We start from the raw sequence: 21,715 nt of genomic DNA, 5'->3' as shown, positions 1-21,715 counted from the left end.
TTTCAACTATAGTAACTCCTGGCCCATGAATAAATGAAGGGATAACAAACGGCAGGCAGTATACACCGCCTGCCTAGAGATTACAATACCCTAGAGTCCGATCACTTCTTCTTAAATAATTTTACGATATCCGCACGCGAGACAATACCCACGAGCGTGCCTGCCTTATCCACCACCGGCAATGGATTGATCCGCTGTTCACTGAAAATAAGCGCCGCGCTCTCGACCGTGCTGTCAGGACGCACCGTGACTGCCTTGTCAGTCATAATCTCCCGCGCAGTCGTGCGCAAGATCGCTTCAAGCTCGTCCCGAATCCTCGTGCCCACCTCGCTCTGCCCCAACGATTCAAGAAGCCTCATATAGGTGGGGATATGCACCCCCATATTCTTGCTCATGAGGTCATACTCTGTCACAATACCGACCACTTTCCCGGCCTTATCCACCACTGGCATCCCCGTGAGGTTGTGGTCAAAAAGCAAGCGCGCAATCTCCGCCACCGTGGTTTCGAGATTACAGGAAATTACATTTTTGGTCATGATTGTTTTAATGTCCATAAGGCGTTAAAGTTAAATGGTTACACTATGATTCGTAATTCAATATCTGCGTAAATCTGCCTAACTTTCTGCGTATACCTGCCCGCCATGGCCTATCCCCTGATATGAGATGCGACCGTGACGCTAAACCTATAATCATACTACAGTGTGCTCATAATCAAAGGCGCTGGCAGGTGGGTCTGCTTCTATGAAGATTAGAAGCGGAAGAACGCTGATTATTACGCAGAAGCACGCGGAAGATTGAAACGCGTTATAAGGTAAGTATGCCACCAAAGAGCCTCCTTGACCAATTGCGCACCCTACCCCCTCGCCCGGGGGTATATCTTTTCCGAGATGGGAAGGGGAATATTCTCTATATCGGCAAGGCGAAACGGTTACTCAGCCGCGTCCGCTCCTATTTCCGCGTGACAAAAAAGACCGTCGCCCCCTCGCTTAAACTTTCTCCCCAAAAGCAGCTCATGGTGAACAGCATCGCCTCTCTCGAAACGATACTCGTGTCCAATGAAACCGAAGCGCTGCTTCTTGAAGCAGAACTCATCAAACGCCACCATCCGCCCTATAACATCATACTCGCGGACGATAAATCCTACGTCTATATAAAATTCGATTTCGACCGCGCGTGGGCTGACGTCTCTACCGTGCGCCGCCCCTTGCTCCCCAAGCGCTCGCACTCCATTCTCTTCGGCCCCTACACTTCCGCGCGCCACGCCTACACCGCGCTCCGCCTCGCCAAACGCATCTTCCCGTACTGCACCGAACCACCCTCTTCCTTCTCTTCCCCTTCTCGCATAGGCGGACGAAATACTTTTCCCTCAGCTAGGGATATTCTCATGAAACCCTCCACACTCAACTCCTTCAGTGAGGATCGCCCGAAAGAAAAAGCGTCTCGGAGGCTTCGCGGGCATGGCGCCCCGCCGGGCGGGGCGAGCGAAGCCGAGAGCCGAGCGGTGACTTCCTTGCTGGGGAAGTCAACCGCGTCTTTTTCTGCGGGCAGTCCGAACGACTGGCGTGTTTCACCAAGAATAGCCCGAGCGGACTATCGAGTTCCGCAGCAAGAAAATCGTGTGGCCGCGAACGATCGTGCTCTGCCTTCACCACATCCCCCTTCTCGCCCTTGTTTCAATTACCACCTCGGCCGCTGCCCCGGCGCCTGCGTCGGCATCGTGAGCCCTGCCCACTACACGCGCATCATCCGCCGCATGCTCCCCTTCTTCCGCGGGCATTACGGCACGCTTATTGCGCAACTCAAAAGTCAGATGCAGAGGGAGTCGGATGAGCGACGATATGAATCTGCGGCAAAACTGCGGGACCAAATCGCCGCGCTGCGTGCCATCACCGCCCGCCAATCCATCGTGAGCGTAAAAAGGGAATCCTATGACATCATGAGCGCGGCGCGCGAGGGCGCGCATTTCATGGTAAACCTTTTTAAAATCCGTGACGGCGCGCTCACTGAACGGCTCCTATTCCCCCTTGCCCACGCAGAAGGCGCCAATGAACAGGAAGCGCTCGAAGCGTTTATCAGCCTCTACTATGCCCGCACTGGCGACATTCCGCCGCAAGTATACACCGCGCTTCCTCTTCTCTCGCCGCTCCCCGGGCGCATTATGGTGGCAGTCCCCAAACGCGGCAAAAAGAAAAAGCTTATCTTGATGGGTCAGGAAAATGCGCGCCAAGAACTGATGCGCCGCGGCGGCATCGAAGCGCGCGCGTCTGCGCAGGCGCGCGAGAGCCTTGAGACGCTCCAAAATCTTCTGCATCTTCCTCTCCCCCCCGCGCGCATTGAAGCCTATGACATTTCCAATATCCAAGGATCGTATGCGGTCGGCGCCATGACCGTGCTCGCGCAGGGCGTCCTCCACCCTTCCGCCTACCGGCGGTTCGTCATCAAAACAGTCACAGGAAGCAATGATCCTGCGATGCTTGCCGAAGTCCTCCGCCGCCGCCTCTCCCATAGTGTCGCAGACCCGCCTGCGCAGGCAAGTCAACGCGGATCAAGTGCGGATTTACGCAGACACTCATCCACTCACAAACTGGCAACTGACAAACCGACAAACCGACAAACTGACCAATGGCCGTTGCCCGACCTTATTGTCATTGACGGCGGCGTGCCCCAACTCAATGCAACGCACGCGGTGCTTGCCGAATATGCGCTCGACATCCCTCTCCTCTCCCTTGCAAAGGGGCGAGGAAGAAAACCGCGCGCGGGTGAGACAATTTTTACACTCACGAGAGAGAGGATTACCGTTACAAAACCATCCACACTCAACTCCTTCAGTGAGGATCGCCCGAAAGAAAAAGCGTCTCGGAGGCTTCGCGGGCATGGCGCCCCGCCGGGCGGGGCGAGCGAAGCCGAGAGCCGAGCGGTGACTTCCTCGCTGGGGAAGTCAACCGCGTCTTTTTCTGCGGGCAGTCCGAACGACTGGCGTGTTTTGCAACGAGAAATCCGAACGATCATTAAACTACCTCCCTCCAGCCCCGCGCTCCTCCTCCTTGACCGCGTGCGCGATGAAGCGCACCGTTTCGCTATCACTCACTACCGCAGCCGCCATGCGAAACAGCTCACTCTCTCGCGCCTTGACGCGCTCCCAAGCATCGGCCCCAAAACCAGACAACTGCTCCTTACCACCTATGGATCGGTGGAAGCCCTGCGGCGCGTTTCCCGCGAAGAATTAAGCGCCCTAATCGGCAGCCGCAAGGCGTTCATCCTCATCAAGCATTTGACGCATTGGGGTGTTTTGTGATAGGGTAGATATGTCACAATTCTCTCGTTATTCAGAATCTTCTATTTAGTGTGATATTCACGCACTTCCTTAAGGGCGCTTAAAAAATAACATTTCTTTTAACTACAAGGTTTGGCCTTGTTTTCCGGAACTATAATGTCAATAGGTTGGATATGTTATTTTTTTACGGCGCCTAAACGTGTGCGTGTTATACTCCTCTTGTTGTTATGAACAATACGCTCAGTATTGTGCAGGCCATATTGGCGGTCCTCCTTATCATTGAGGTATTGCTCCAGCAGCGCGGAAGCGGCATGGGCATGGCGTTTGGCGGATCAGGCGAGGTGTACGGCGTACGGCGCGGCGCGGAAAAATTCATCTTCATCGCCACCGTGGTGACCGCGGTCCTCTTCTTCATAGTGGGGATTGTCAGGATCCTCATCGAAGCCAACGTCTAAGTCTCTCTCCAATAATCAATTCTCTAAGAATGAAACGCAATTACCTACGACGGGTAGGAACTGCTCTTGCCTCTGGCGTGCGCCGAGTCTTGGGGTCGTTGCGCCAGCATACCAGCGCGACGATTGATCACATGCTTATCCAGCAGCTCTCCGGACGCCGTGTTCCTTCCCTCAAGCAATTCACTTATTTTTTTCGCGTCCTTAACGCCCAAGAACGGAAGCAATTTGCGATGCTCTTCCTCATCGCCCTTGCCTCGGGCGCGTGGATGTCAGTCCAGCTCTGGCAGAGAGTATTTACCCGCATCCCCGCGGTGGGCGGCGCCTACACCGAAGGGATCGTAGGTTCGCCCCAGTACCTCAATCCCCTCTATGCAGGGTCGAATGAAGTGGATCGCGACCTCACTAAACTGCTCTTTGCAGGGATTGTCCGTTTCGGCGCTCACGGGATCCCGGAGCCGGATCTCGCAGAAAAAGTAGAGGTATCCGAGGACGCGAAGACCTACACCATTACCCTACGCGAACACCTCACGTGGTCAGACGGGGAGCCGGTCACGAGCGAAGATATTAAATTTACCCTCGAGGCGATCCAGAATCCCGAGTACCACAGCCCTCTGCAGCAGAATTTTAAGGAAGTCACGGTCGAAACTATAGGCAGCCACACCGCGCGTCTCACGCTCAAAGACCCTTCCGCCCCTTTCATTGAAAATCTCACCCTCGGGCTGCTCCCCTCCCACCTGTGGGCAAATATCGAACCAAAGCATGCGCTCCTCACCGAGCTCAATACCAAACCGATAAGCGTGGGCCCTTACCAGTTCCAATCGCTGAGCAAAGACCCCGGCGGCGCGATACGCTCATATACTTTCCTCCCGCGCACGCAAGGAGTGCCGCATACACCGTATATTACTTCCTTGACCATAAAATTTTATTCAGAAACCACAGACGCGGTGAATGCATTAAAAAATAAAATCATCGACGGGCTCGCACTCATCTCGCGGGAATCGCTTGAGAACATGCACACTGTAAGAAGCAGCCTCGCGCAACATCGCCTGCAAATCCCTCAATATACCGCTATATTCTTTAACACCAAAGAAAACGACATCCTCGCGACTCGCGCGGTGCGAGAAGCGCTCTCTCTTGCCATAGACCGCTCACAACTTCTCGCTGACGCGCTGCAAGGCCAAGGCGAGTTAATCAACGGCCCCCTGCTTCCCGGCGCCATTGGCTACCGCGCGAATGCAACCTCCACGCCCTTTGATGCCCCGCGCGCAATCGCGGCGCTCGAAGCGAATGGCTGGACCCTGCCAGAAGGAGGGAGTATACGGCACCATGCGACCCTAAAACAAGATCTCCAAATCAGACTCACCACTCTCAACGTACCGGAGTTGTATCGCATGGCGGAAATAATCCAAAAGCAGTGGCAAGGCATCGGCGTAGGCACTAATCTTGAGATCGTCGATCCCGCGCGGCTCACGCAGGATATTATCCGGCCGCGCGCCTATCAGGCGCTACTCATCGGAGAGACCACCGGCATTGATCCTGATCCTTATCCCTTCTGGCACTCCTCCGGGATCGGCGAGAGGGGCTTGAACCTTTCAGACTTTTCCAACCGCGATGCCGATAAGCTACTCGAGGAGGCGCGCAAAACCACAGATCTCAAAATGAGGGACGAGAGCTACGCGGCATTTCAGCAGCTCCTTATCCAGGAACGCCCTGCGATCTTCCTCCTCACTCCCTATTATTCCTATCTCGTCGATAGAAAAGTGCAGGGAATTTCCCTGCAAGGACTCACCACTCCTTCAGACCGCTTCTCCCATATCAACGAATGGTATGTGGAGACGCAGTGGAAATTGAGATAAGTTAGGCCTCCCCTCGGTCGGCGCTAACCGCGGATAAACGCCGATCGTCACGCTTGGCCTTCACGCGGATTTACGCAGATATTTTTTCCAAATATCCAAGCCCAGATGGTGAAACTGGCAGACACGCATGGTTCAGGGCCATGTGACCGCAAGGTCATGGGAGTTCGACTCTCCCTCTGGGCATGAATTAATAATCTTGGGTTCACCCCGGGATGCCAGGGGGATAAACCCTTTTAAATATAGACCAGCCGCGGGTTGCCGCATTTCGCCGTGAGGACTGTTTGAGTCCCGCGAAGCGGGACGAGTTCCGCAGCAAGAAAGGCGGCAACCGCGGCGAAGCAATACCATATTACTAATGGTTCATTTCTATAACCTTAATCCATTTAATCATCTTTCTTATTTACTTATAACCAACGAATCCATGCAACCAACAACAAACCAATCGCGCATTGCATCAGATGCACGCGCTCCCCTTGGCTCACGCCGGGGAACGCCCGCACATGCGCCATCAAAAAGTGCGTCTCCCGCAAGGCGGCGTTTCGTGCGCGGCCGGCGTCCTGTTCCCAGGCTCGCTTTTGCCAACGCGCGCAGAACCGCACTTCCGCCACCGACCGCTCCCGTGAGAGAACCATTGCGGCGTCCTGCACTTGCGCCGCTTCGCCCCATGACCATGGGCGCTGCACGCCGCGCAGGCCCTGAAAGCCTGCGCATTATCCCCATAGGGGGCTGCGAAGAAGTAGGCCGCAACATGGTCGCTTTTGAAACGAAAAACGATATTGTCATCGTCGACATGGGCCTCCAATTCCCCGAAGAAGACATGCCGGGCATTGATTACATCATCCCCAACATTTCCTATTTCAAGGGAAAAGAAAAGAAAATACGCGGCGTGATCATCACCCACGGCCACTATGACCATATCGGCGCCATCCCTCACCTTATCCATAAGCTGGGCAACCCTGTCATTTTCGGCTCAGACCTGACGCTCGGCATAATCCGCAAACGCCAGGATGACTTCCATACCGCCCCTTTAAGGCTGCAAACGATCACGCACGACAGCCGCTTAACACTTGGCGCGTTCCACATAGACTTCTTCGCGGTATCCCACAATGTGCCGGGATCTTTGGGCGTGGTGCTCGACATGGGCCTAGGGCCAGTCGTACACACTGGCGATTTCAAAATTGATCCGGATCCCAACAGCCTCACCCCTACGGATATGGATAAAATTATGGCGCTCGGGCACAGAAATGTCCTCTGCGTGCTCGCCGATTCTACCAACGCCTCCCAGCCCGGCAAACAGCTCACCGAGGGAGAGATCCAATCCAACATCGAAGACATCGTGGCGAAAGCCCCGGGCAGAATGATCGTGGGCACCTTTGCCTCGCTCCTTTCCCGCATCCAGCAAATCATTTTTGCGGCGGAGAAATCGGGCAAGCATATCATCGTGGAAGGCTTCAGCATGAAGAGCAACCTTGAGATTGCGAAAGAGCTCGGCTATATGAAGATAAAACGGGGCACGCTCATCACTCCCAAAGAGATGAAAAATTACGCCCCAAACAAGATCGTCATCCTCTGCACCGGCGCACAGGGCGAGGATAACGCCGTGCTCATGCGCATCGCAAACCGCGAACACCGCTATCTGCACATCGAACCCGGAGATACCGTCGTGTTCTCTTCCTCGGTCATTCCGGGAAACGAACGCTCGGTACAACGCCTGATTGACGGCCTCTACCGCGAAGGCGCCGAAGTCATCCATTACCAAATGATGGATATCCATGCGGGAGGGCACGCCCGGCAGGAAGACCTGAAAGCATTCTATACCATGGTGAAACCGCGGAACTTCATCCCCATTTACGGAAACCATTCATTCCTAAAAATGAATGCAAAGCTCGCGCAGCAAGTGGGGATCCCCGCAGACCACATTTTCATACCTGATAACGGCTCCGTCGTAGAATTCACCGCGCGCGGCGGACGCATCCTCAACGAAAAAGTCGTTACTGATTACGTGTTTGTGGACGGCTTGGGGGTGGGCGACGTGTCGGAAGTGGTGCTTAGAGACCGGCAAATCATGTCGGAGGACGGCATGCTGGTGCTCATCGCGACCATTGATTCGCGCACCGGAAACTTGGTCCATAATCCTGACATTATTTCCCGCGGATTTGTCTACCTAAAAGAATCAAAAGCGCTGATCGAAGACGTGAGGATGAAGGTGAAACAAATCCTCAAAGACCGCGATCCCCGTCAGCCGGCCAACGAAGTCTACCTGAAAGACAAGGTGCGGAATGAAATCGGACAGTTCCTCTTCCAGCGCACCGAGCGCCGGCCGATGATCCTCCCCGTGATCATCGAAGTATAAGTCCTATCAGACCTATCCGACTTATCAGGCTCATCATACTTATCCGCCCTATTCAACTTATCCGTCTTATCGGACCTATCAGACTTATCCGTCTTAATTGACCTATGCCTACTCCTAAGAAGAGGATCCTCACCGGCGACCGGCCGACCGGCAAACTGCATCTTGGACATTATGCCGGATCGCTTGCCAATCGCGTCAGTCTCCAGGATGCTTACGACACGTTTATCATGGTCGCGGACGTGCAGGCCCTCACCGACAACTTCAACCATCCTGAATACGTGCGCCAGCATGTCCGGGAAGTGGTAATGGACAATCTTGCCGTGGGCATAGATCCCTCGCGCGCGACGCTCTTCATCCAGTCGCTCATACCGGAAATCGCCGAGCTCACCGTTTTCTTTTCCAATCTTGTCACGCTGCAGAGGCTCCAGAGAAACCCTACAGTGAAAACGGAAATCCAAGAGAAAGGGCACCTCTTCAAGGGAGGCAAGGTAACCTATGGATTTTTGGGCTACCCCATCAGCCAGGCAGCCGACATTCTCTTCTGCCGCGCCCATCTCGTACCCGTAGGCGAAGACCAGCTGCCCATGATTGAACAGACACGGGAAATTGCAGAAAAATTCAATGCCATCTACGGCGATGTCTTCCCCCTCCCGGAAGCAAAAATTTCCTTGCTCGGGCGGCTCGCAGGGCTCGACGGCAGGAAAATGAGCAAATCACTGAATAACGCGATATACCTCTCTGACGACGCCACAATCGTGAAAGATAAAATAAAAACCGCGAAGACCGACAGCGGTTCGGAAATCAAATATGACCCCGAGAAAAAACCGGAAATAGCAAACCTTATGACGTATTATAAGCTCGTCACGGGCAAGGACATAAAAACCATTGAACAGGAATTCGCGCACCTTCAGAGCTACGCCGCCTTCAAGGAACAACTGGCTAAGGAGATCAGCGCGTTCCTCTCGCCCATCCAAGAAAGGCGCGCGAAGTATGAAAAGGATCCCGCGCTTGTCGATGATATTCTTCGCACAGGAACCGCGCGCGCCCTGCAAGAGGCAAAAATGACAATGGCGCTTGTCCGTGAAAAAATGAAAATAGATTATTTCGGATAATTTCTAACGTCGAATTTATTTATTCATTACTAACTTACCATATATGTTTTGGATCGCACTTATATTACTCGGCGCAGGAATACTCGTTACATTTCTTAATAAAATGCCAAAAGGCACGGTGTCCCCTTATCCTCTTCCTGTGATAAAATTTACCAACGCGCTGAAGATTAACGCGTTCGTAGTAGGCGGCCTCTTGCTCGTATTGTCGTGCTTTGCCCTTATCCCTGCGGGAAACGTGGGAGTTATTGATTTTTTCGGAAATGTATCAGGACGCATCCTGCAGGCGGGAATTAATTTCCCCGTAAATCCCATGGCGAAAATAATAAAAATGTCCGTAAAGACCCAAGAAATCAAAGAGTTGCTGGACGTACCGTCAAAAGAAGGCCTCACGGTCCAATTGGAGATCAGCGCCTTGTACCACCTTAATCCCGAGAAAGCGACGGAAGTGTATAAAAGCGTTGGGTCGAACTATGCTGCCATTATCCTTGAACCGCAATTCCGTTCCGTAAGCCGCGGGGTGACCGCCGCGTATGATGCTAAAGCGCTCTACACCTCTGTGCGGGAAGAGCTCGCGGTGCATATCACCCAACAACTTCAGGATATTGTCGCGCCGCGCGGTATCACCGTCGAATCCACGCCGCTCCGGCGCGTGGGCTTACCCGCCCGCCTTACTGAATCAATCGAGGAAAAGCTCCGCGCCGAGCAGGACAGTCAGCGGATGGAATTTGTGTTGACAAAAGAAAAGCAGGAAGCTGAGCGCAAACGCATCGAAGCGCAAGGCATTTCTGATTTCCAGAACATCGTGGCGAAAGGAATAAGCGCCGAGCTCTTGAAATGGAAAGGCATTGAGGCGACGGAAAAACTCGCCAGCTCGCCGAATGCAAAAGTAATCGTCATCGGCGCAGGCAACGAAGGCCTTCCCCTCATCCTCGGCGGACAGTAAACCAATCATGGAAATAAAGAAGGGTTTAAAACCTATTGTATGATAATAGACAAACTCGCTTGGATTCATCTCAAGGACAAAAAAATCCTTGTCACCTTGAGTAAAGGTAAGGACGCATGGTTCATGCCGGGAGGTAAACGCTTTGCGGGAGAATCAGATGAACAAACGCTTATACGTGAGGTGAGAGAAGAGTTGAATCTCGACCTCGTTCCTTCAAGTATCCGTTACTATGGCACCTTTCAGGCGCAAGCGTACGGCAAACCTATCGACACCTTTGTTCGCCTCACCTGCTATACTGCGGACTTTAATGGCATCCCCACCCCAAGTAATGAAGTTGCTCAATGTGACTACTTCAACTACGCCCAAAAATCAAAAACGACCCCCGCGAGCCTTCTCCTCTTTGATGACCTAAAACAAAAAAATCTCATTGATTGAGATCGTTACGTATGAAAGTATGGCACGGATGTTTAGGAACTCTTACTCCTAAGATATTCTTTCTGCATCTCGCGATAGAGCTTTATTATTCTTTTCGTGACTTCTCCCGGCGTCCCCGCACCGATTTTTTTACCGTCAATTTCCACCACCGACATCACGTTGGAGCTTGTTGCCGTCACAAACACTTCATCTGCCGCCATCAGGCGGCTTTTTGATATTCGTTCTTCCTTAAGGGCAATGTCATTCTCTTTAAGCAATTTAAGTACCAAAATCCTCGTGACACCTTCCAAAACGTCTGATAACGGCGGCGTAATGACTATTCCTTTTTCAACGATATAGAGGTTTGACCGCGATCCTTCGCGTATGTCGCCTTCATGGTCTACCAGAAGCGCTTCAAACGCTTCCCTTGCTTTCGCCTCCCTGAATGCAAGAAAATTCAATAGCGTATCCATTGACTTAGCATTCGGCAAATTGCGCTCCCCTGCAAATGTAATGGCCGCAACGCCCTTGGCATAGAACTGGTCGGGATAAAATGTTAATCCTATGGCAAACAGATACACGGTCGCGCGGGTATTTTTGTCGGCATCGCCGTAGGCGCACACTTTAATTATATGGTCTTTCAGCTTCAATGCCTCCGCATACTCACACACCCACCGCAGAAGCGTCTCTTCCGTCTCGCCAAGCTCAAGCCCTATTACCTCTGCCGAGGTGAACAGCCGTTTCATGTGCATTTCCGGCCACATGAGCGTCCCTTGCAGCACCTTGATATTTTCATACACGCCGAAATCGTACCACACTGCCTTATCGGCGATGGTGATGAACGCGTCTTTTTGGAGGACTATGTTTCCGTTCACGGAAATTTTCATACCCGCCTAAATTAAGACAATAATTGTAGCGTGGCAGCTTGTCTGCCACCCATGAGGTCGGAGACGAGCTCCGACGCTACAGACGTTCAATCCTCTTCCGCAATAACGCATACTTCTTCCCCGTAACACGAAAAATCTCCTTCACCGTATGCGGAAACTCTTTCTCGAGCGCCTCGATGCCCTCCCGCGTGATGCCGCCGGGCGTGGCAACATGGTCAATAACGCGTTCCAAGTGTGATTCTTGCACAAGTATTTTTGAAGTCCCAAGCATGGCCATAGTGGTTATGCGCTGGGCAAGCACATTCGATAATCCCAGCCGTGTTGCTTCTCTCACGAACGTGTCTGCCATAAAAGCCCAGAATGCAGGGCTGCAGCTTGAAAGGTCAGTGGCTATCTCTAACAGCTTTTCTGGCACTTGAATCGGTTCTCCAATGCACTTTAAAAGTTTCAGGATTTCCCCCACACTCTGCCGGCTCAAGCCTTTCGCATGGCAATAGAGCAATACTCCAGATAGTGCTTTCTGCGTATAGCTGGGAATAACCCTCATTACAGACCTGCCAAACATCCGCTGCAGCATCGCAAGATTGACGCCCGCCGCGATCGAAATAATAATTGTGTTTTTCTTTATCACAATGCTCTTCGCCACCTCTCGCACCTCCAAAGGCCGCACGCACACGAATATCACCTTCGCGCGATCCACTACCTCTTGCGCAGAATCCGCCAACGCAAACTGCTTCAATATCCGCCTCTTTCTCCGGTCTTTTTCAAATACCACGATCTCCCCCGGACGCGCGCAGCCGCTTTCCACCAACGCGCTGCCCAAAATCGACCCCATCCTCCCGAAACCGATAAAACCGATACTACAATCTCTTTTTTTCATATCATCTCAATAATAATATTAATCCAAACTGTCATCAAATATTGCCTGCCCCGCCTGCCACGTTGCATAACTGTGGTCGAATGACTGGGACGTACGCAGAAAAATGATGACAGTGTTCTTATACCTTCTCACAGTGCACCCCTCTGCCAAACCACGCACCGGCAATATCAAGGTCCCGCGGCGTGATATCAGTAAGGAAAAATTGACGCGTTCCCCCCTTGGAAGAAACCCCCATTGCGACGAATAAATCGAGGAGCGCCCGTACCGGATTAATGACCGTAACCCTCTTCCCCATCTTTGCCTGAATATCATCGAACACGCGGACATAATGCATTGACCCCAGAATCAGCACATCAATATTCTGGGTCTTGAACCACTGCAAATGCGCGCGCACTAAACGGCGCGTTTCTCCGCGCGCTTCCTCGCCTTCAAGAATTAAAGGCGCGAGCGCCGCCACTGCTTTTTTCAATACCGCCACTCCCTGCAGTTCCAGTCCCAACATTCCTGTGCGCTCCGTCACCAATCGCGACCCGAAAAACCCCACTCTTTTTTTCTTTGTGGCAGCAAGCGCCGCCTTGATTTGCGCATCCCAATAGTCAATCACAGGGACATTCACCTCCGGATACATCTGCGTCGTTGATTTCCGCGGATCTGCAAATCGCGACGCGACTGATGCGTCTCCCGAAGCCACCACAATAACCTCTGCTCCCTTTTTTTCCAAAAATTTTAAACCCTCCCGCACCCATATGCTTACTTGCTCCACCGAACGCGACCCATACGGCCCGTGCGCCGTATCGCCCCAATAGAGAAAGCCGGCATCCGCGGCATGCTGTGCGAGCTCGCGGGCAAATAGCAACCCTCCCAAACCTGATGAAAGAATACCTAACATCTTGACAAAGGATAATGTTAATATATACTGATAGCGAGAATCACCACGGGTAGGGCACGCATGAAGTTTCGTCTTTATGTAGACCCCCCGATTCTCACCTCCGGTAATTGCCGGAGGTGTTTTGTATATTCAACGCGATGCCGCAGATCATTCATGAAGGCGATCGCGTGCCCCGAGGGCGCCGCACGCCGCAATAACGCAGAATACTTATACCGATTGGGTACCAGGAGCCGCATGAGCTTGTGTCGTTCATAGAGGTATTTCACGAGACAATAGAAATCGCCGTCGCTCGTCGCGATCACCGCTTGTTCATATTCCTGATAGTCAATCATCGCCTGGAGCACGAGCTCCGCATCCACGCTCCCCTTTACATCTCCATCGCGGCGCGGGAGTACTGGCTTGAATACTAACACATAACCGTATGCTTGCAAGGAACGATACATATTCTCTTGATGAGGAAGATACCCCAAGAATAAGTATGCTCGTGTTACGCCATACTTCTCTCGCAGATAGACACGAAATCGCTTAAAGTCAAGCTGCCACCCCATCTCCTCTACCGCACGGTTTACATTCTGGCTGTCGATGAATGCGTAGTTGTTCAGTCGTTTTTGCATACGTTCAGCTCCCAATGCTATACTTCCCTCAATCACGCCCTTCGGGTATCCCCCGGAGGGGCATTTCATTTATGTGATATTCCTCTCTTCTATTTTCCTCCATTCCTCTTTTGTACCATCGTATTCATACATCCGCAATTTATGCGGCCCAACGGCGCCCTTATAGGGTGCGTACAACTGCTCTCGTGCCGCTCGCTCGCGAGGCGAACGTAAATAATGGCCGATTCCAGTTTTGTGAAAGAAACCATAAATCATGGCCGCCTCTTCGTCTTCCGCGTGCATATGTTGAGTCACTTCATCCATCCCTTTCGCAATCATGACATCTTTAAAATCAACTTCATCATACAAGAAAGCTCCCAATGGATTCTCCTCGCGTCCGACAAACTGATCGTCATATCCCAATTTCTTGCCGTACTCAGGATGGCCAAGTATCTGCGCCCCTTTTGAAAGGGTGCTCAATGCTCCTACCGTAGCAGAGATACCAATACCAGCCTTAAGCGTGGTGTCAAGGAAGCGCCTCCGTGTGTAAGTTGAAGAGGAGTCCTCTTCTTTTTTATTCTCACCATTTTCGCCGCGTACGTGCTCTCCTATCAATTTTTTTCGCAATATCGCGGAAAGAAGCACTCCCGTAGCACCGCCAACCATGCCAAGCGACTTAATAAGATCCGCCTTCTGATCGGTTTTATACAGTTCATGGATCTTCTCATGCGCTAACAGGTGCGGATCGATCGTGACGATGCGCTTCTTGTGCCGTGCGGCAAGATTTTCCATTTCACGATAAAAGTGAAGAGATGGTTCTCGGATCAAGGCTTCAAAAATCTCCTGGTCGCTTATATCCTCAAGCTCAGCGAAGTCCGGAAAATACTTCTTGAGAGACTCTCTGTGTTTAGCTATGAACGAACGGTCATATAACCCTGACGCTTGAGGCGCATACTCTAGTACCACTATAGATGCACGTTGTATCGCGTCCTCCAAAACTTTCCAGTACCTTTCTGGTAATTTAATATCATGCACAATGCCGTAAAATTCCACTCTCTTATCATTGATGGTAAACGTATCACGCTCGAATAATCTTTGCTCCGCCATTTCTGGTTCCACAGGTTTCTCAAATGAAGGAGCTGATTTCTCTTCTTCACCATGCGGGCTGAATAATCCACTTAGAAATTCTCTCCGGGTCACCATACAATTCTAGTCTTAGTTGTTCATATTCTTAATCAATAAACTCAAACCGCGCTTTGAAATGCCTTAAAGGGAGATCGCGGCCATAGGTGACCCGCACGGGAGGCATCTCGTCGCGGCGGTCATAGAGCGCCTTCACCGCGCCCGCAACCGCTTCCAAATCCTCCCGCTCATAGCGCAAGCGCGGCACTGCGAAGCGCACGAAATTTACTTCCGGGAAATTGTCTTTCCCCGCTACCGTATCATACGACCCAAACGCGAAATCGCCAAGCTCGCACGCGCGGTGTCCATAGGCGGCAAGCAGCAGCGCGGTACACGAGATACCGCCGAAATCCTCGTGTCGCATCCGGGTATCAGAAAAAAATTCCGTCATGTCCATATACACCGCATGCCCGCCGGCGGGGGTGAGCACGGGAAGACCCAACTCTTTCATATGTTCCCCGAACGCCTGCACCTGCGATGTCCGGTAATCAAGATACTCTTGCCGCACCACCGTCTTCAATCCTTCGACGATCGTCATGATATCGCGCCCCGAAAGCCCGCCATATGTGGGATTCCCTTCCGTGAGAATCTGATGATTGGTGAGCGCGTCGGACATACGGGGATATTTTCGGACAAAAAGCCCATTTTCTTTTAAAAATAATCCCCCACCCATGTTTGCCAGCCCGTCTTTCTTGAAACTGATGGTAAAGCCGTCCGCGTATGAAAATATTTCTCTGACAATATCAGGAATGGCTTTCTCGCGGTATCCTGGCTCGCGCTGCTGTATAAACCAGGCATTTTCCGCAAAACGGCACGCATCCAAAAAGAGGGGAATTCCCTGCGCATGGGCGATGCGGGCCACTTCCGCAATGTTGCCAAGCGATACCGGCTGTCCGCCGCCGGTATTGTTCGTAATGGTAAGGTACACGAGCGGCACCTTCGCGCGCGACTCCTCCAGCAACTGTATGAACCTCTCCGTGTCCATGTCGCCCTTAAACGCGGACGAATCCTCTTTGCGCTTCAGTGCGGGAGAAAATAAATTAAGCGCGCGCATGCCATTCGCCTCGATGTTCGCGTGCGTCGTGTCAAAATGGCCGTTGCTGGGAATAATCAACCCCGTGCCAAGTTTCCCTATTTGGGTGAACAGCGCGCACTCGGCCGCCCGGTCCTGATGGAAGAGGAACGCGTTGAAACTGCCAGTGAGATTATTGAAAAATAAATCTCCAAACGTATGGCGCACTTGTTCCCGCAAAAGAAAATACCCTTGGTTGGAGCCGTACGCTTCATCTCCGTAGTGGAGCGACGCCCACTGCTCATTCGTCATGGCACCGGTCCCGGAATCGGACAGGAGGTCGCAGCCGTTTATCAATGCTGCGGGATAAAAAAAGACATTAAGGCCCGCCTTCTCAAGCGCCTCTGCCCTCTCGCGCGGCGTCACTGGCTGTTTAAATGCCACCGCGTGATTTATATAAGGCCGTGCGGGTGGGAGTTCCTCCGCGTCTTTCAAGATATGCTCCAAATATGCACTTAATGCCATAACAACACACCAGAAAATATTGTTAATCCTCCCGCAAGTACTGCATATACAATTCTTTTGCCTTTTGGGGAACCTGCGCGCGATACGCGTCCGGTATCAGTCGCGCATAGGCGGGCGTGATGTCGCCGAGATAATGCAAGAACGCGTCCATGTAGCGCTGGCACTCTTCCCTATGAACCCCAAATGCCGCGGCGCGCGTTTTCGCATCCGTGCCTGATTTGCGCACCTCAATTGATTTGTCTTCAAACACCATCATGGTGCCGTCCCCGACAAAACGCACATCAACCAAATTGTGGAACTGCAGATGCGGAAAGGCTTCACTCAATATTTCACGCGCGTGCGCCACGGTGATGAGCCCTTCTTTTCTGGCTACGGCTAGCGTTAAAAAGTAAGTGTCATTCTTGTCCCGAACCCGCTCGCCTCCCTGTTTTGCCTTCATGAGCTTCACCGGATCAGGTTCGCTCTCATTGTAATAAGCGACTTGGCCGCGGACATTATAGCGATAACGTATGTGATACTCTTCCAAAATGCTCACATAATAATCCAAGAAAGTCTTCTTCGCTAAAAACAAATGAGTAGCGAGCGCTGCGGTAATAATGGACGCTTCTCCCGCGCTCTTCTCCCGCATGGCGATCGCCCGCCTGCCCGCACGGCTTGCCACCAGCTCTTCCGGGCCGATAATCATGCCGCCGCTTTCCTCGCCGCCAAAAAGCAGCCGTGGATTTTTGCCAAGATTAATAGTTTTCCCATATATATCGCGCACTAGAATATCGTCTGCGTCGGTCTGCGTATTCAGTCTGCGTCGGTCTGCGCTTGTGTGTAACTGCGCTTCCACCTTTTTCATGACATGGGATATTTCCTTGAAACCCACCGGGACGTTCACCACCGCCACGCGGCTTACTGCAGCCCATTCATCCCAGAACGCCGCGGAAAGCGTAGTCTTTATCATAAATCGGTCGTGGTCGCCCCAACACCCTGAAGCTTTTAAGCTTCGCGCATGGAAATCAAACGTCATGAAAAAAGACTGGTTGGGCATAAAGATGACGAGGACTTTCCCCGCATCTAAAGGAATATAATCAATGCCGAGCTCATCCAATTCCGATACCCTCTGCGCATCCTGCACTTCTGCAAGCACCAGCCGATCGCCGTCCGGATCAGTGATGAATACGGGAAATCCCACAGGCTTGCCGCGGAGCGTTTCTTCGTACCCCAAGGTCTTCACTACGTCCATGAGGGTCGTATCGCATGAGTAATCATAATACTCCTCTTTACCTGTCTGCGGATTCAGCCTGTGTGTTTTGCCCACCCCATGGAAAAAAGGGTCCTCCTCCCCATGATGCCAGCGGAACGCGCCCGCCACCCCAAGCTGCTCAAGGAGCGGCTCCATGGTCCGCTGCATGCAACCTCCGATAAAATCAAACAGGGCGGTAAATCCTTGTCCGGTCGCTTGCGTAATAAGTGCAATATTTTCAGGAGTGGCAACGCTTGTGCGCAAATATGCAAGGTACGCGGGAATCCCTTCCACATCCTCAATAATGCGAGAGTCTTTGCGCGGCGCCAAGGTAATGGTAAGGCCCTTAGGGTCAGTTTCAGCTTCATGAATGATGCGTTCTATTTCATCCACAAACCGGAGGGATATCTCGGGCATGAATTGCCCTCCTTCATTGTTCAAATCCTTGGTCGCAATCTTGCTGGAAATGCCGTGCGAGGAAGTCACATACTCTCCTCCGTCATAATCTAGCATAAACGTGAGGAATGACGCGAGCCAAATGGGCAAGGTCTTCCTGCCCGGGACACAATGCACTTCGATGTCGAGCGCCGCTTCAATTCGCGCAATCAGATCCATATAGGCGGCGGTGTTATAGCGCACCTCTCCCCCGAGGATTTTCCTGATCTTGCGCGCGCCCACATCCTGCCGCACAACCTGCGCTTTTGCTATGGTGGCAAGCGCCACCCCCAGCCCATTGAGCGGGAAGCGCCAATCCCACCAATATTTGATATTTTGCGGGCCGCGGATGCCGCCGGTGGAGTGCGATGCTTCCTCGCGGTAATTCGCGAGCCACGCTTTCAAGCCTAGTCGCTCAACCAGGTCCTTGGTCAGTGTCACGCGGATTTCACCCTCCTGATCCAAATCAAACAAACGCCCCCTCTTCACTTCTTCGGGCGTGGCGCTCTCCACCGCATCTTCAAATTCTTTCCTTAATTGCGCGACCTGCAATGTGCGAGAAATCATATTATACTAACTTGCTAACCTAATTCCGATTGTCATTCCAGACCGAGATCTGGAATCCAGACATAAAAAACAAACAAAACATCGATTTTCTTTTGGTGTTCCCCGATCTCGGTCGAGGACGGCGTCTGGATTCCCGCCGGAGCCCCGCCTGCGCGAGGCCATGGTTTGCCCCGTACCGTGATACGGGGCGGGAATGACGATGGAATCGGAATTTGAATAGCAATTGAGTATAGTAAACAGTAGTAGTTCGATTTTTGTGTCGTTTCAGTGCATGCTTCCGTGTGCATTCAGTGTGAAAAACTTTTCTCACTGAAAAAACTGAATCCTACACGGAAATACACTGAATTGCATTACGCTCTTATTATGCAGTACCTTTTCTAAAATACCCCACCATGCTTCCGAGCCCTAGAATAGTACCCACCAGTCCGATCATCAATCCTATCATCGGGATGGAGACAAGCGCAATCCATACCGCGGCGCCAGCCGCGAGGCAGAAAAACCTGTGGGAGGCTTCTGATTTCAATACATCCACCAAAAGTAGTTTCCCAAGGGTAAACGCCACGATGACCTGCGCGCAATACAAACCTACCGCCCATAGCGCCGCAAGGATAAGCGCGAGCGGCACGCCGATGAGCGTAAACAGGAGTGCGAGGGCGACTAAAGGAGGGAGCACGAGCCATACCAGCCCCCACCCCGCTCCTTTCAATGTCCACACATTTTTCCTTTCACCTAATACCTCGATGGCCTTCGGGGCAAGCGTAATGAGCACGAGTCCCACCACAATCAAACCGAACAATCGGATAAGGCTGGCAATGGCATGGGCCGCGAATGCGGCCTTGGCGCTCTCTCTTGAAATCTGGTGGAACCGCATCTCCCCTTCCACGACGGCGCCGTCGCGGATAGCGGCAGGCTCTTGGGAAGTATAATCCATTGCTCCATGCACGATTGCGGTCGGCTCAAGCGTCACGCGATCGCCGCTCCTGCCGTAGACCGTTAGATCCCTTCCTATCTCTCCGGCAACCGCCACCGATCCCCCATACACACGGACATCGCGCCCCACGCGCCCATTGATTGCCACATCTGCGCTGAACGCGGTCATACTCCACCCCACTTCCGATGCATCAGAAAGCTGCACCCTTCCGCCCACCACGGACACGCCCCTGCCGACGCTGCCTGAAATTTCCACGGTGCCGCCTGCCACACGCACGCTCCCGCCGACATCAGACGTGATGCGCACTTCGCCCCCTATGGCAATCACGTCACCGGTGACCGGCCCCGCGATCTCTACAGTGCCGCCCGCGACTATCACATCACCGTCCACGGGCGCGAGGATCCGCACCGTGCTCCCCATGCGCACGACATCGCCCCGCACGTTCTCATCCGCAGAGATCACCACCGCGTCTCCCCTCGCATATACAAAAAAAGGCAATAATGCTGCTATTCCCATGATAGCGATATTGAATATGAGTCGCGTACGCATAAACAAATATGGTAATATAGGTAATACGTGATACAGTAAATTCTAGCAGATTTTAACGATATATTAAACTATGTTGTAATTAAATTAAGCCTTCGGCATTAATCGCGGACCCGCCTGCCAAACCTGCTAACAATCAATGAGAGTAACACAGCGTATCGTTTGTTCTCAGTTGACGCAGCGTATTTTCATCAAGGCTATGGCGGGCAGGCTTACGCCGACCTTACGCTGACGTACGCGAAAAGATTGTCGTGCCAGAGGCAGATCCGCCTTCGGCGGAAAATTCCGATACAACAAGACACTACCCACCGATCGCATACAGTTTTGACATTTGAGTTTTGAACTTTGAACTTATTTGATTATGCCTTCCTTTACCACCCTCACCCAACAAGACGAAGAATTAAGCAATGCCATGCAAGGAGAGCTGAAACGCCAGCGCCAGGGCTTAGAGATGATCGCGTCTGAAAATTACACCTCGCCCGCCGTGCTGGAAGCAATGGGCTCCTGCCTCACGAATAAATATTCCGAGGGTTATCCGGGCAAGCGCTACTATGGCGGCAATGAATGGATTGACGTGGTAGAAAACCTTGCGCGCGAGCGCGCTAAACAATTGTTCGGCGCGGAACACGCAAACGTGCAGCCGCACTCCGGCTCGAGCGCGAACATGGAAGCATACTTTGCGCTGCTTGAGCTGGGCGATACGGTCCTCGCCATGGACCTCGCATCGGGCGGACATCTCACGCACGGAAGCCCAGTAAATTTTTCCGGCAAATTCTACCGCTTCATCCCCTATGGCGTGCGCCGCGACACAGAAACGCTTGACATGGATGAGGTGCGCGCCATTGCCTTGCGCGAACGGCCGAAACTGATCCTTGCGGGATACACTGCCTATCCGCGCACTATCGACTTCACCGCATTTCGCGCAATTGCGGATGAAGTGGGCGCACTCTTCATGGTAGACATGGCGCACATTGCTGGGCTCGTGGCCGGCGGGGTGCATCCTTCTCCGGTCCCCTATGCGCATGTGGTGAGCTCAACCACTCATAAGACCTTGCGCGGCCCGCGCGGCGCATTTATTCTTTCAAAAAAGGAATATGCGGAAAAAATAGACAAGGCGGTTATGCCGGGTATGCAAGGAGGGCCGCTGGAGCATGTGATCGCCGCAAAAGCGGTCTGCTTCCGTGAAGCGATGACCGGGGAATTCAAAAGTTACGCCGCGCAAATCGTGAGAAATTGCCAGGCCTTGGGCGCTGCACTCGCCTCCTACGGCATACGGCTCGTCTCCGGCGGCACCGACAATCACCTCTTGCTTCTCGACCTTACTACGCTTGGAATTACAGGAAAAGAAGCGGAAAAAACGCTCGATAGCGTGGGAATCTATACCAATAAAAACATGATTCCTTTCGACCCGCGCAAACCTATGGATCCGTCTGGCTTACGGATCGGTACTGCCGCGCTCACCACGCGGGGATTCACTGAACCGGAAATGCAGGCCATCGCGGAACTGATTGTCCGCACCTTGAAGAACAGGGATAACGAAGAAGAGAAGGATCGCGTGCGCAAAAAAGTTACTGACCTCACCGACGCGCATCCCCTCTATACCGGAATGAATATATAACATAAAGCATGT

At 52.5% G+C, this 21,715-nt stretch carries 18 protein-coding genes and 1 tRNA gene; 9 read left to right on the top strand and 10 right to left on the bottom strand.

The window, feature by feature from the left end:
* Positions 1-101: 101 nt before the first annotated feature.
* The gene (locus tag WC659_02750; GenBank protein ID MFA4872830.1) at positions 102-554 is read right to left on the bottom strand and encodes a CBS domain-containing protein; all 453 of its coding nucleotides are present in this window, start codon (positions 552-554) and stop codon (positions 102-104) included.
* A 263-nt stretch (positions 555-817) separates the two neighbouring features.
* Here WC659_02750 and WC659_02745 point away from each other — a divergent pair, with 263 nt between their 5' ends.
* The 4 genes from WC659_02745 (at position 818) to WC659_02730 (ending at position 5,768) form a co-directional block, all read left to right on the top strand.
* Positions 818-3,295 (top strand): excinuclease ABC subunit UvrC, encoded by a 2,478-nt coding sequence (locus WC659_02745; GenBank protein MFA4872829.1) that lies wholly within the window; start codon positions 818-820, stop codon positions 3,293-3,295.
* A gap of 206 nt (positions 3,296-3,501) precedes the next feature.
* On the top strand, positions 3,502-3,729 hold the full coding sequence (gene secG, locus WC659_02740; GenBank protein ID MFA4872828.1) for a preprotein translocase subunit SecG: 228 nt from the start codon (positions 3,502-3,504) through the stop codon (positions 3,727-3,729).
* Positions 3,730-3,758: 29 nt separating this feature from the next.
* A complete protein-coding gene (locus WC659_02735) occupies positions 3,759-5,585 on the top strand; it encodes an ABC transporter substrate-binding protein (GenBank protein MFA4872827.1) in 1,827 nt (608 codons plus the stop codon).
* A 99-nt stretch (positions 5,586-5,684) separates the two neighbouring features.
* Positions 5,685-5,768: transfer RNA gene (locus WC659_02730), tRNA-Leu, on the top strand.
* Between the two features lie 221 nt (positions 5,769-5,989).
* Here the strand turns inward: WC659_02730 and WC659_02725 are convergent.
* Positions 5,990-6,268 (bottom strand): hypothetical protein, encoded by a 279-nt coding sequence (locus WC659_02725; GenBank protein ID MFA4872826.1) that lies wholly within the window; start codon positions 6,266-6,268, stop codon positions 5,990-5,992.
* Between WC659_02725 and WC659_02720 the strand changes: the two genes are divergently transcribed.
* From WC659_02720 to WC659_02705, 4 genes are all read left to right on the top strand, one after another.
* Positions 6,250-7,938 (top strand): ribonuclease J, encoded by a 1,689-nt coding sequence (locus WC659_02720; GenBank protein ID MFA4872825.1) that lies wholly within the window; start codon positions 6,250-6,252, stop codon positions 7,936-7,938. The genes WC659_02725 and WC659_02720 overlap by 19 nt on opposite strands.
* A 104-nt stretch (positions 7,939-8,042) precedes the next feature.
* Positions 8,043-9,050: a tryptophan--tRNA ligase gene (gene trpS, locus WC659_02715; protein MFA4872824.1), complete on the top strand. Its 1,008-nt coding sequence runs from the start codon at positions 8,043-8,045 to the stop codon at positions 9,048-9,050.
* A 43-nt stretch (positions 9,051-9,093) separates the two neighbouring features.
* Positions 9,094-9,993 (top strand): prohibitin family protein, encoded by a 900-nt coding sequence (locus tag WC659_02710; GenBank protein ID MFA4872823.1) that lies wholly within the window; start codon positions 9,094-9,096, stop codon positions 9,991-9,993.
* A 39-nt stretch (positions 9,994-10,032) separates the two neighbouring features.
* On the top strand, positions 10,033-10,428 hold the full coding sequence (locus WC659_02705) for an NUDIX domain-containing protein (GenBank protein ID MFA4872822.1): 396 nt from the start codon (positions 10,033-10,035) through the stop codon (positions 10,426-10,428).
* A gap of 32 nt (positions 10,429-10,460) precedes the next feature.
* Here the strand turns inward: WC659_02705 and WC659_02700 are convergent, their stop codons facing one another.
* The 8 genes from WC659_02700 to WC659_02665 form a co-directional block, all read right to left on the bottom strand.
* Complete coding sequence (locus tag WC659_02700; protein ID MFA4872821.1) at positions 10,461-11,294, bottom strand: aminotransferase class IV; 834 nt, start codon at positions 11,292-11,294, stop codon at positions 10,461-10,463.
* Positions 11,295-11,370: 76 nt separating this feature from the next.
* A complete protein-coding gene (locus WC659_02695) occupies positions 11,371-12,174 on the bottom strand; it encodes a pyrroline-5-carboxylate reductase dimerization domain-containing protein (GenBank protein MFA4872820.1) in 804 nt (267 codons plus the stop codon).
* A gap of 118 nt (positions 12,175-12,292) precedes the next feature.
* Positions 12,293-13,039 (bottom strand): aspartate/glutamate racemase family protein, encoded by a 747-nt coding sequence (locus tag WC659_02690; protein ID MFA4872819.1) that lies wholly within the window; start codon positions 13,037-13,039, stop codon positions 12,293-12,295.
* A gap of 98 nt (positions 13,040-13,137) precedes the next feature.
* Positions 13,138-13,677 carry an NYN domain-containing protein gene (locus WC659_02685; protein MFA4872818.1) on the bottom strand — a complete coding sequence of 180 codons (540 nt, stop codon included), beginning with the start codon at positions 13,675-13,677 and terminating at the stop codon, positions 13,138-13,140.
* A gap of 69 nt (positions 13,678-13,746) precedes the next feature.
* Positions 13,747-14,859: a hypothetical protein gene (locus WC659_02680; protein ID MFA4872817.1), complete on the bottom strand. Its 1,113-nt coding sequence runs from the start codon at positions 14,857-14,859 to the stop codon at positions 13,747-13,749.
* 28 nt (positions 14,860-14,887) lie between these two features.
* The gene (locus WC659_02675; protein ID MFA4872816.1) at positions 14,888-16,375 is read right to left on the bottom strand and encodes a tryptophanase; all 1,488 of its coding nucleotides are present in this window, start codon (positions 16,373-16,375) and stop codon (positions 14,888-14,890) included.
* Between the two features lie 22 nt (positions 16,376-16,397).
* Entirely contained in the window at positions 16,398-18,608 is a 2,211-nt protein-coding gene (locus WC659_02670; GenBank protein ID MFA4872815.1) for a hypothetical protein, read from the bottom strand.
* Between the two features lie 361 nt (positions 18,609-18,969).
* On the bottom strand, positions 18,970-20,088 hold the full coding sequence (locus WC659_02665) for a hypothetical protein (protein ID MFA4872814.1): 1,119 nt from the start codon (positions 20,086-20,088) through the stop codon (positions 18,970-18,972).
* A 358-nt stretch (positions 20,089-20,446) separates the two neighbouring features.
* Here WC659_02665 and glyA point away from each other — a divergent pair, with 358 nt between their 5' ends.
* The gene (glyA, locus tag WC659_02660) at positions 20,447-21,703 is read left to right on the top strand and encodes a serine hydroxymethyltransferase (GenBank protein MFA4872813.1); all 1,257 of its coding nucleotides are present in this window, start codon (positions 20,447-20,449) and stop codon (positions 21,701-21,703) included.
* The last annotated feature ends 12 nt before the right edge of the window (positions 21,704-21,715 follow it).

The organism is Patescibacteria group bacterium, from assembly GCA_041645165.1.
Taxonomy (GTDB): domain Bacteria; phylum Patescibacteriota; class Patescibacteriia; order 2-02-FULL-49-11; family 2-02-FULL-49-11; genus 2-02-FULL-49-11.
The sequence above is the reverse complement of the archived record's forward strand: the minus strand, read 5'-3'. Positions and strand labels throughout refer to the sequence as shown.

Coding starts and splice junctions, on each gene's coding strand:
- WC659_02750 (MFA4872830.1), bottom strand. CDS start 554: ATGGACATTAAAACAATCATGACCAAAAATGTAATTTCCTGTAATCTC.
- WC659_02745 (MFA4872829.1), top strand. CDS start 818: ATGCCACCAAAGAGCCTCCTTGACCAATTGCGCACCCTACCCCCTCGC.
- secG (MFA4872828.1), top strand. CDS start 3,502: ATGAACAATACGCTCAGTATTGTGCAGGCCATATTGGCGGTCCTCCTT.
- WC659_02735 (MFA4872827.1), top strand. CDS start 3,759: ATGAAACGCAATTACCTACGACGGGTAGGAACTGCTCTTGCCTCTGGC.
- WC659_02720 (MFA4872825.1), top strand. CDS start 6,250: ATGACCATGGGCGCTGCACGCCGCGCAGGCCCTGAAAGCCTGCGCATT.
- trpS (MFA4872824.1), top strand. CDS start 8,043: ATGCCTACTCCTAAGAAGAGGATCCTCACCGGCGACCGGCCGACCGGC.
- WC659_02710 (MFA4872823.1), top strand. CDS start 9,094: ATGTTTTGGATCGCACTTATATTACTCGGCGCAGGAATACTCGTTACA.
- WC659_02705 (MFA4872822.1), top strand. CDS start 10,033: ATGATAATAGACAAACTCGCTTGGATTCATCTCAAGGACAAAAAAATC.
- WC659_02700 (MFA4872821.1), bottom strand. CDS start 11,294: ATGAAAATTTCCGTGAACGGAAACATAGTCCTCCAAAAAGACGCGTTC.
- WC659_02695 (MFA4872820.1), bottom strand. CDS start 12,174: ATGAAAAAAAGAGATTGTAGTATCGGTTTTATCGGTTTCGGGAGGATG.
- WC659_02685 (MFA4872818.1), bottom strand. CDS start 13,677: ATGCAAAAACGACTGAACAACTACGCATTCATCGACAGCCAGAATGTA.
- WC659_02680 (MFA4872817.1), bottom strand. CDS start 14,859: ATGGTGACCCGGAGAGAATTTCTAAGTGGATTATTCAGCCCGCATGGT.
- WC659_02675 (MFA4872816.1), bottom strand. CDS start 16,375: ATGGCATTAAGTGCATATTTGGAGCATATCTTGAAAGACGCGGAGGAA.
- WC659_02670 (MFA4872815.1), bottom strand. CDS start 18,608: ATGATTTCTCGCACATTGCAGGTCGCGCAATTAAGGAAAGAATTTGAA.
- WC659_02665 (MFA4872814.1), bottom strand. CDS start 20,088: ATGCGTACGCGACTCATATTCAATATCGCTATCATGGGAATAGCAGCA.
- glyA (MFA4872813.1), top strand. CDS start 20,447: ATGCCTTCCTTTACCACCCTCACCCAACAAGACGAAGAATTAAGCAAT.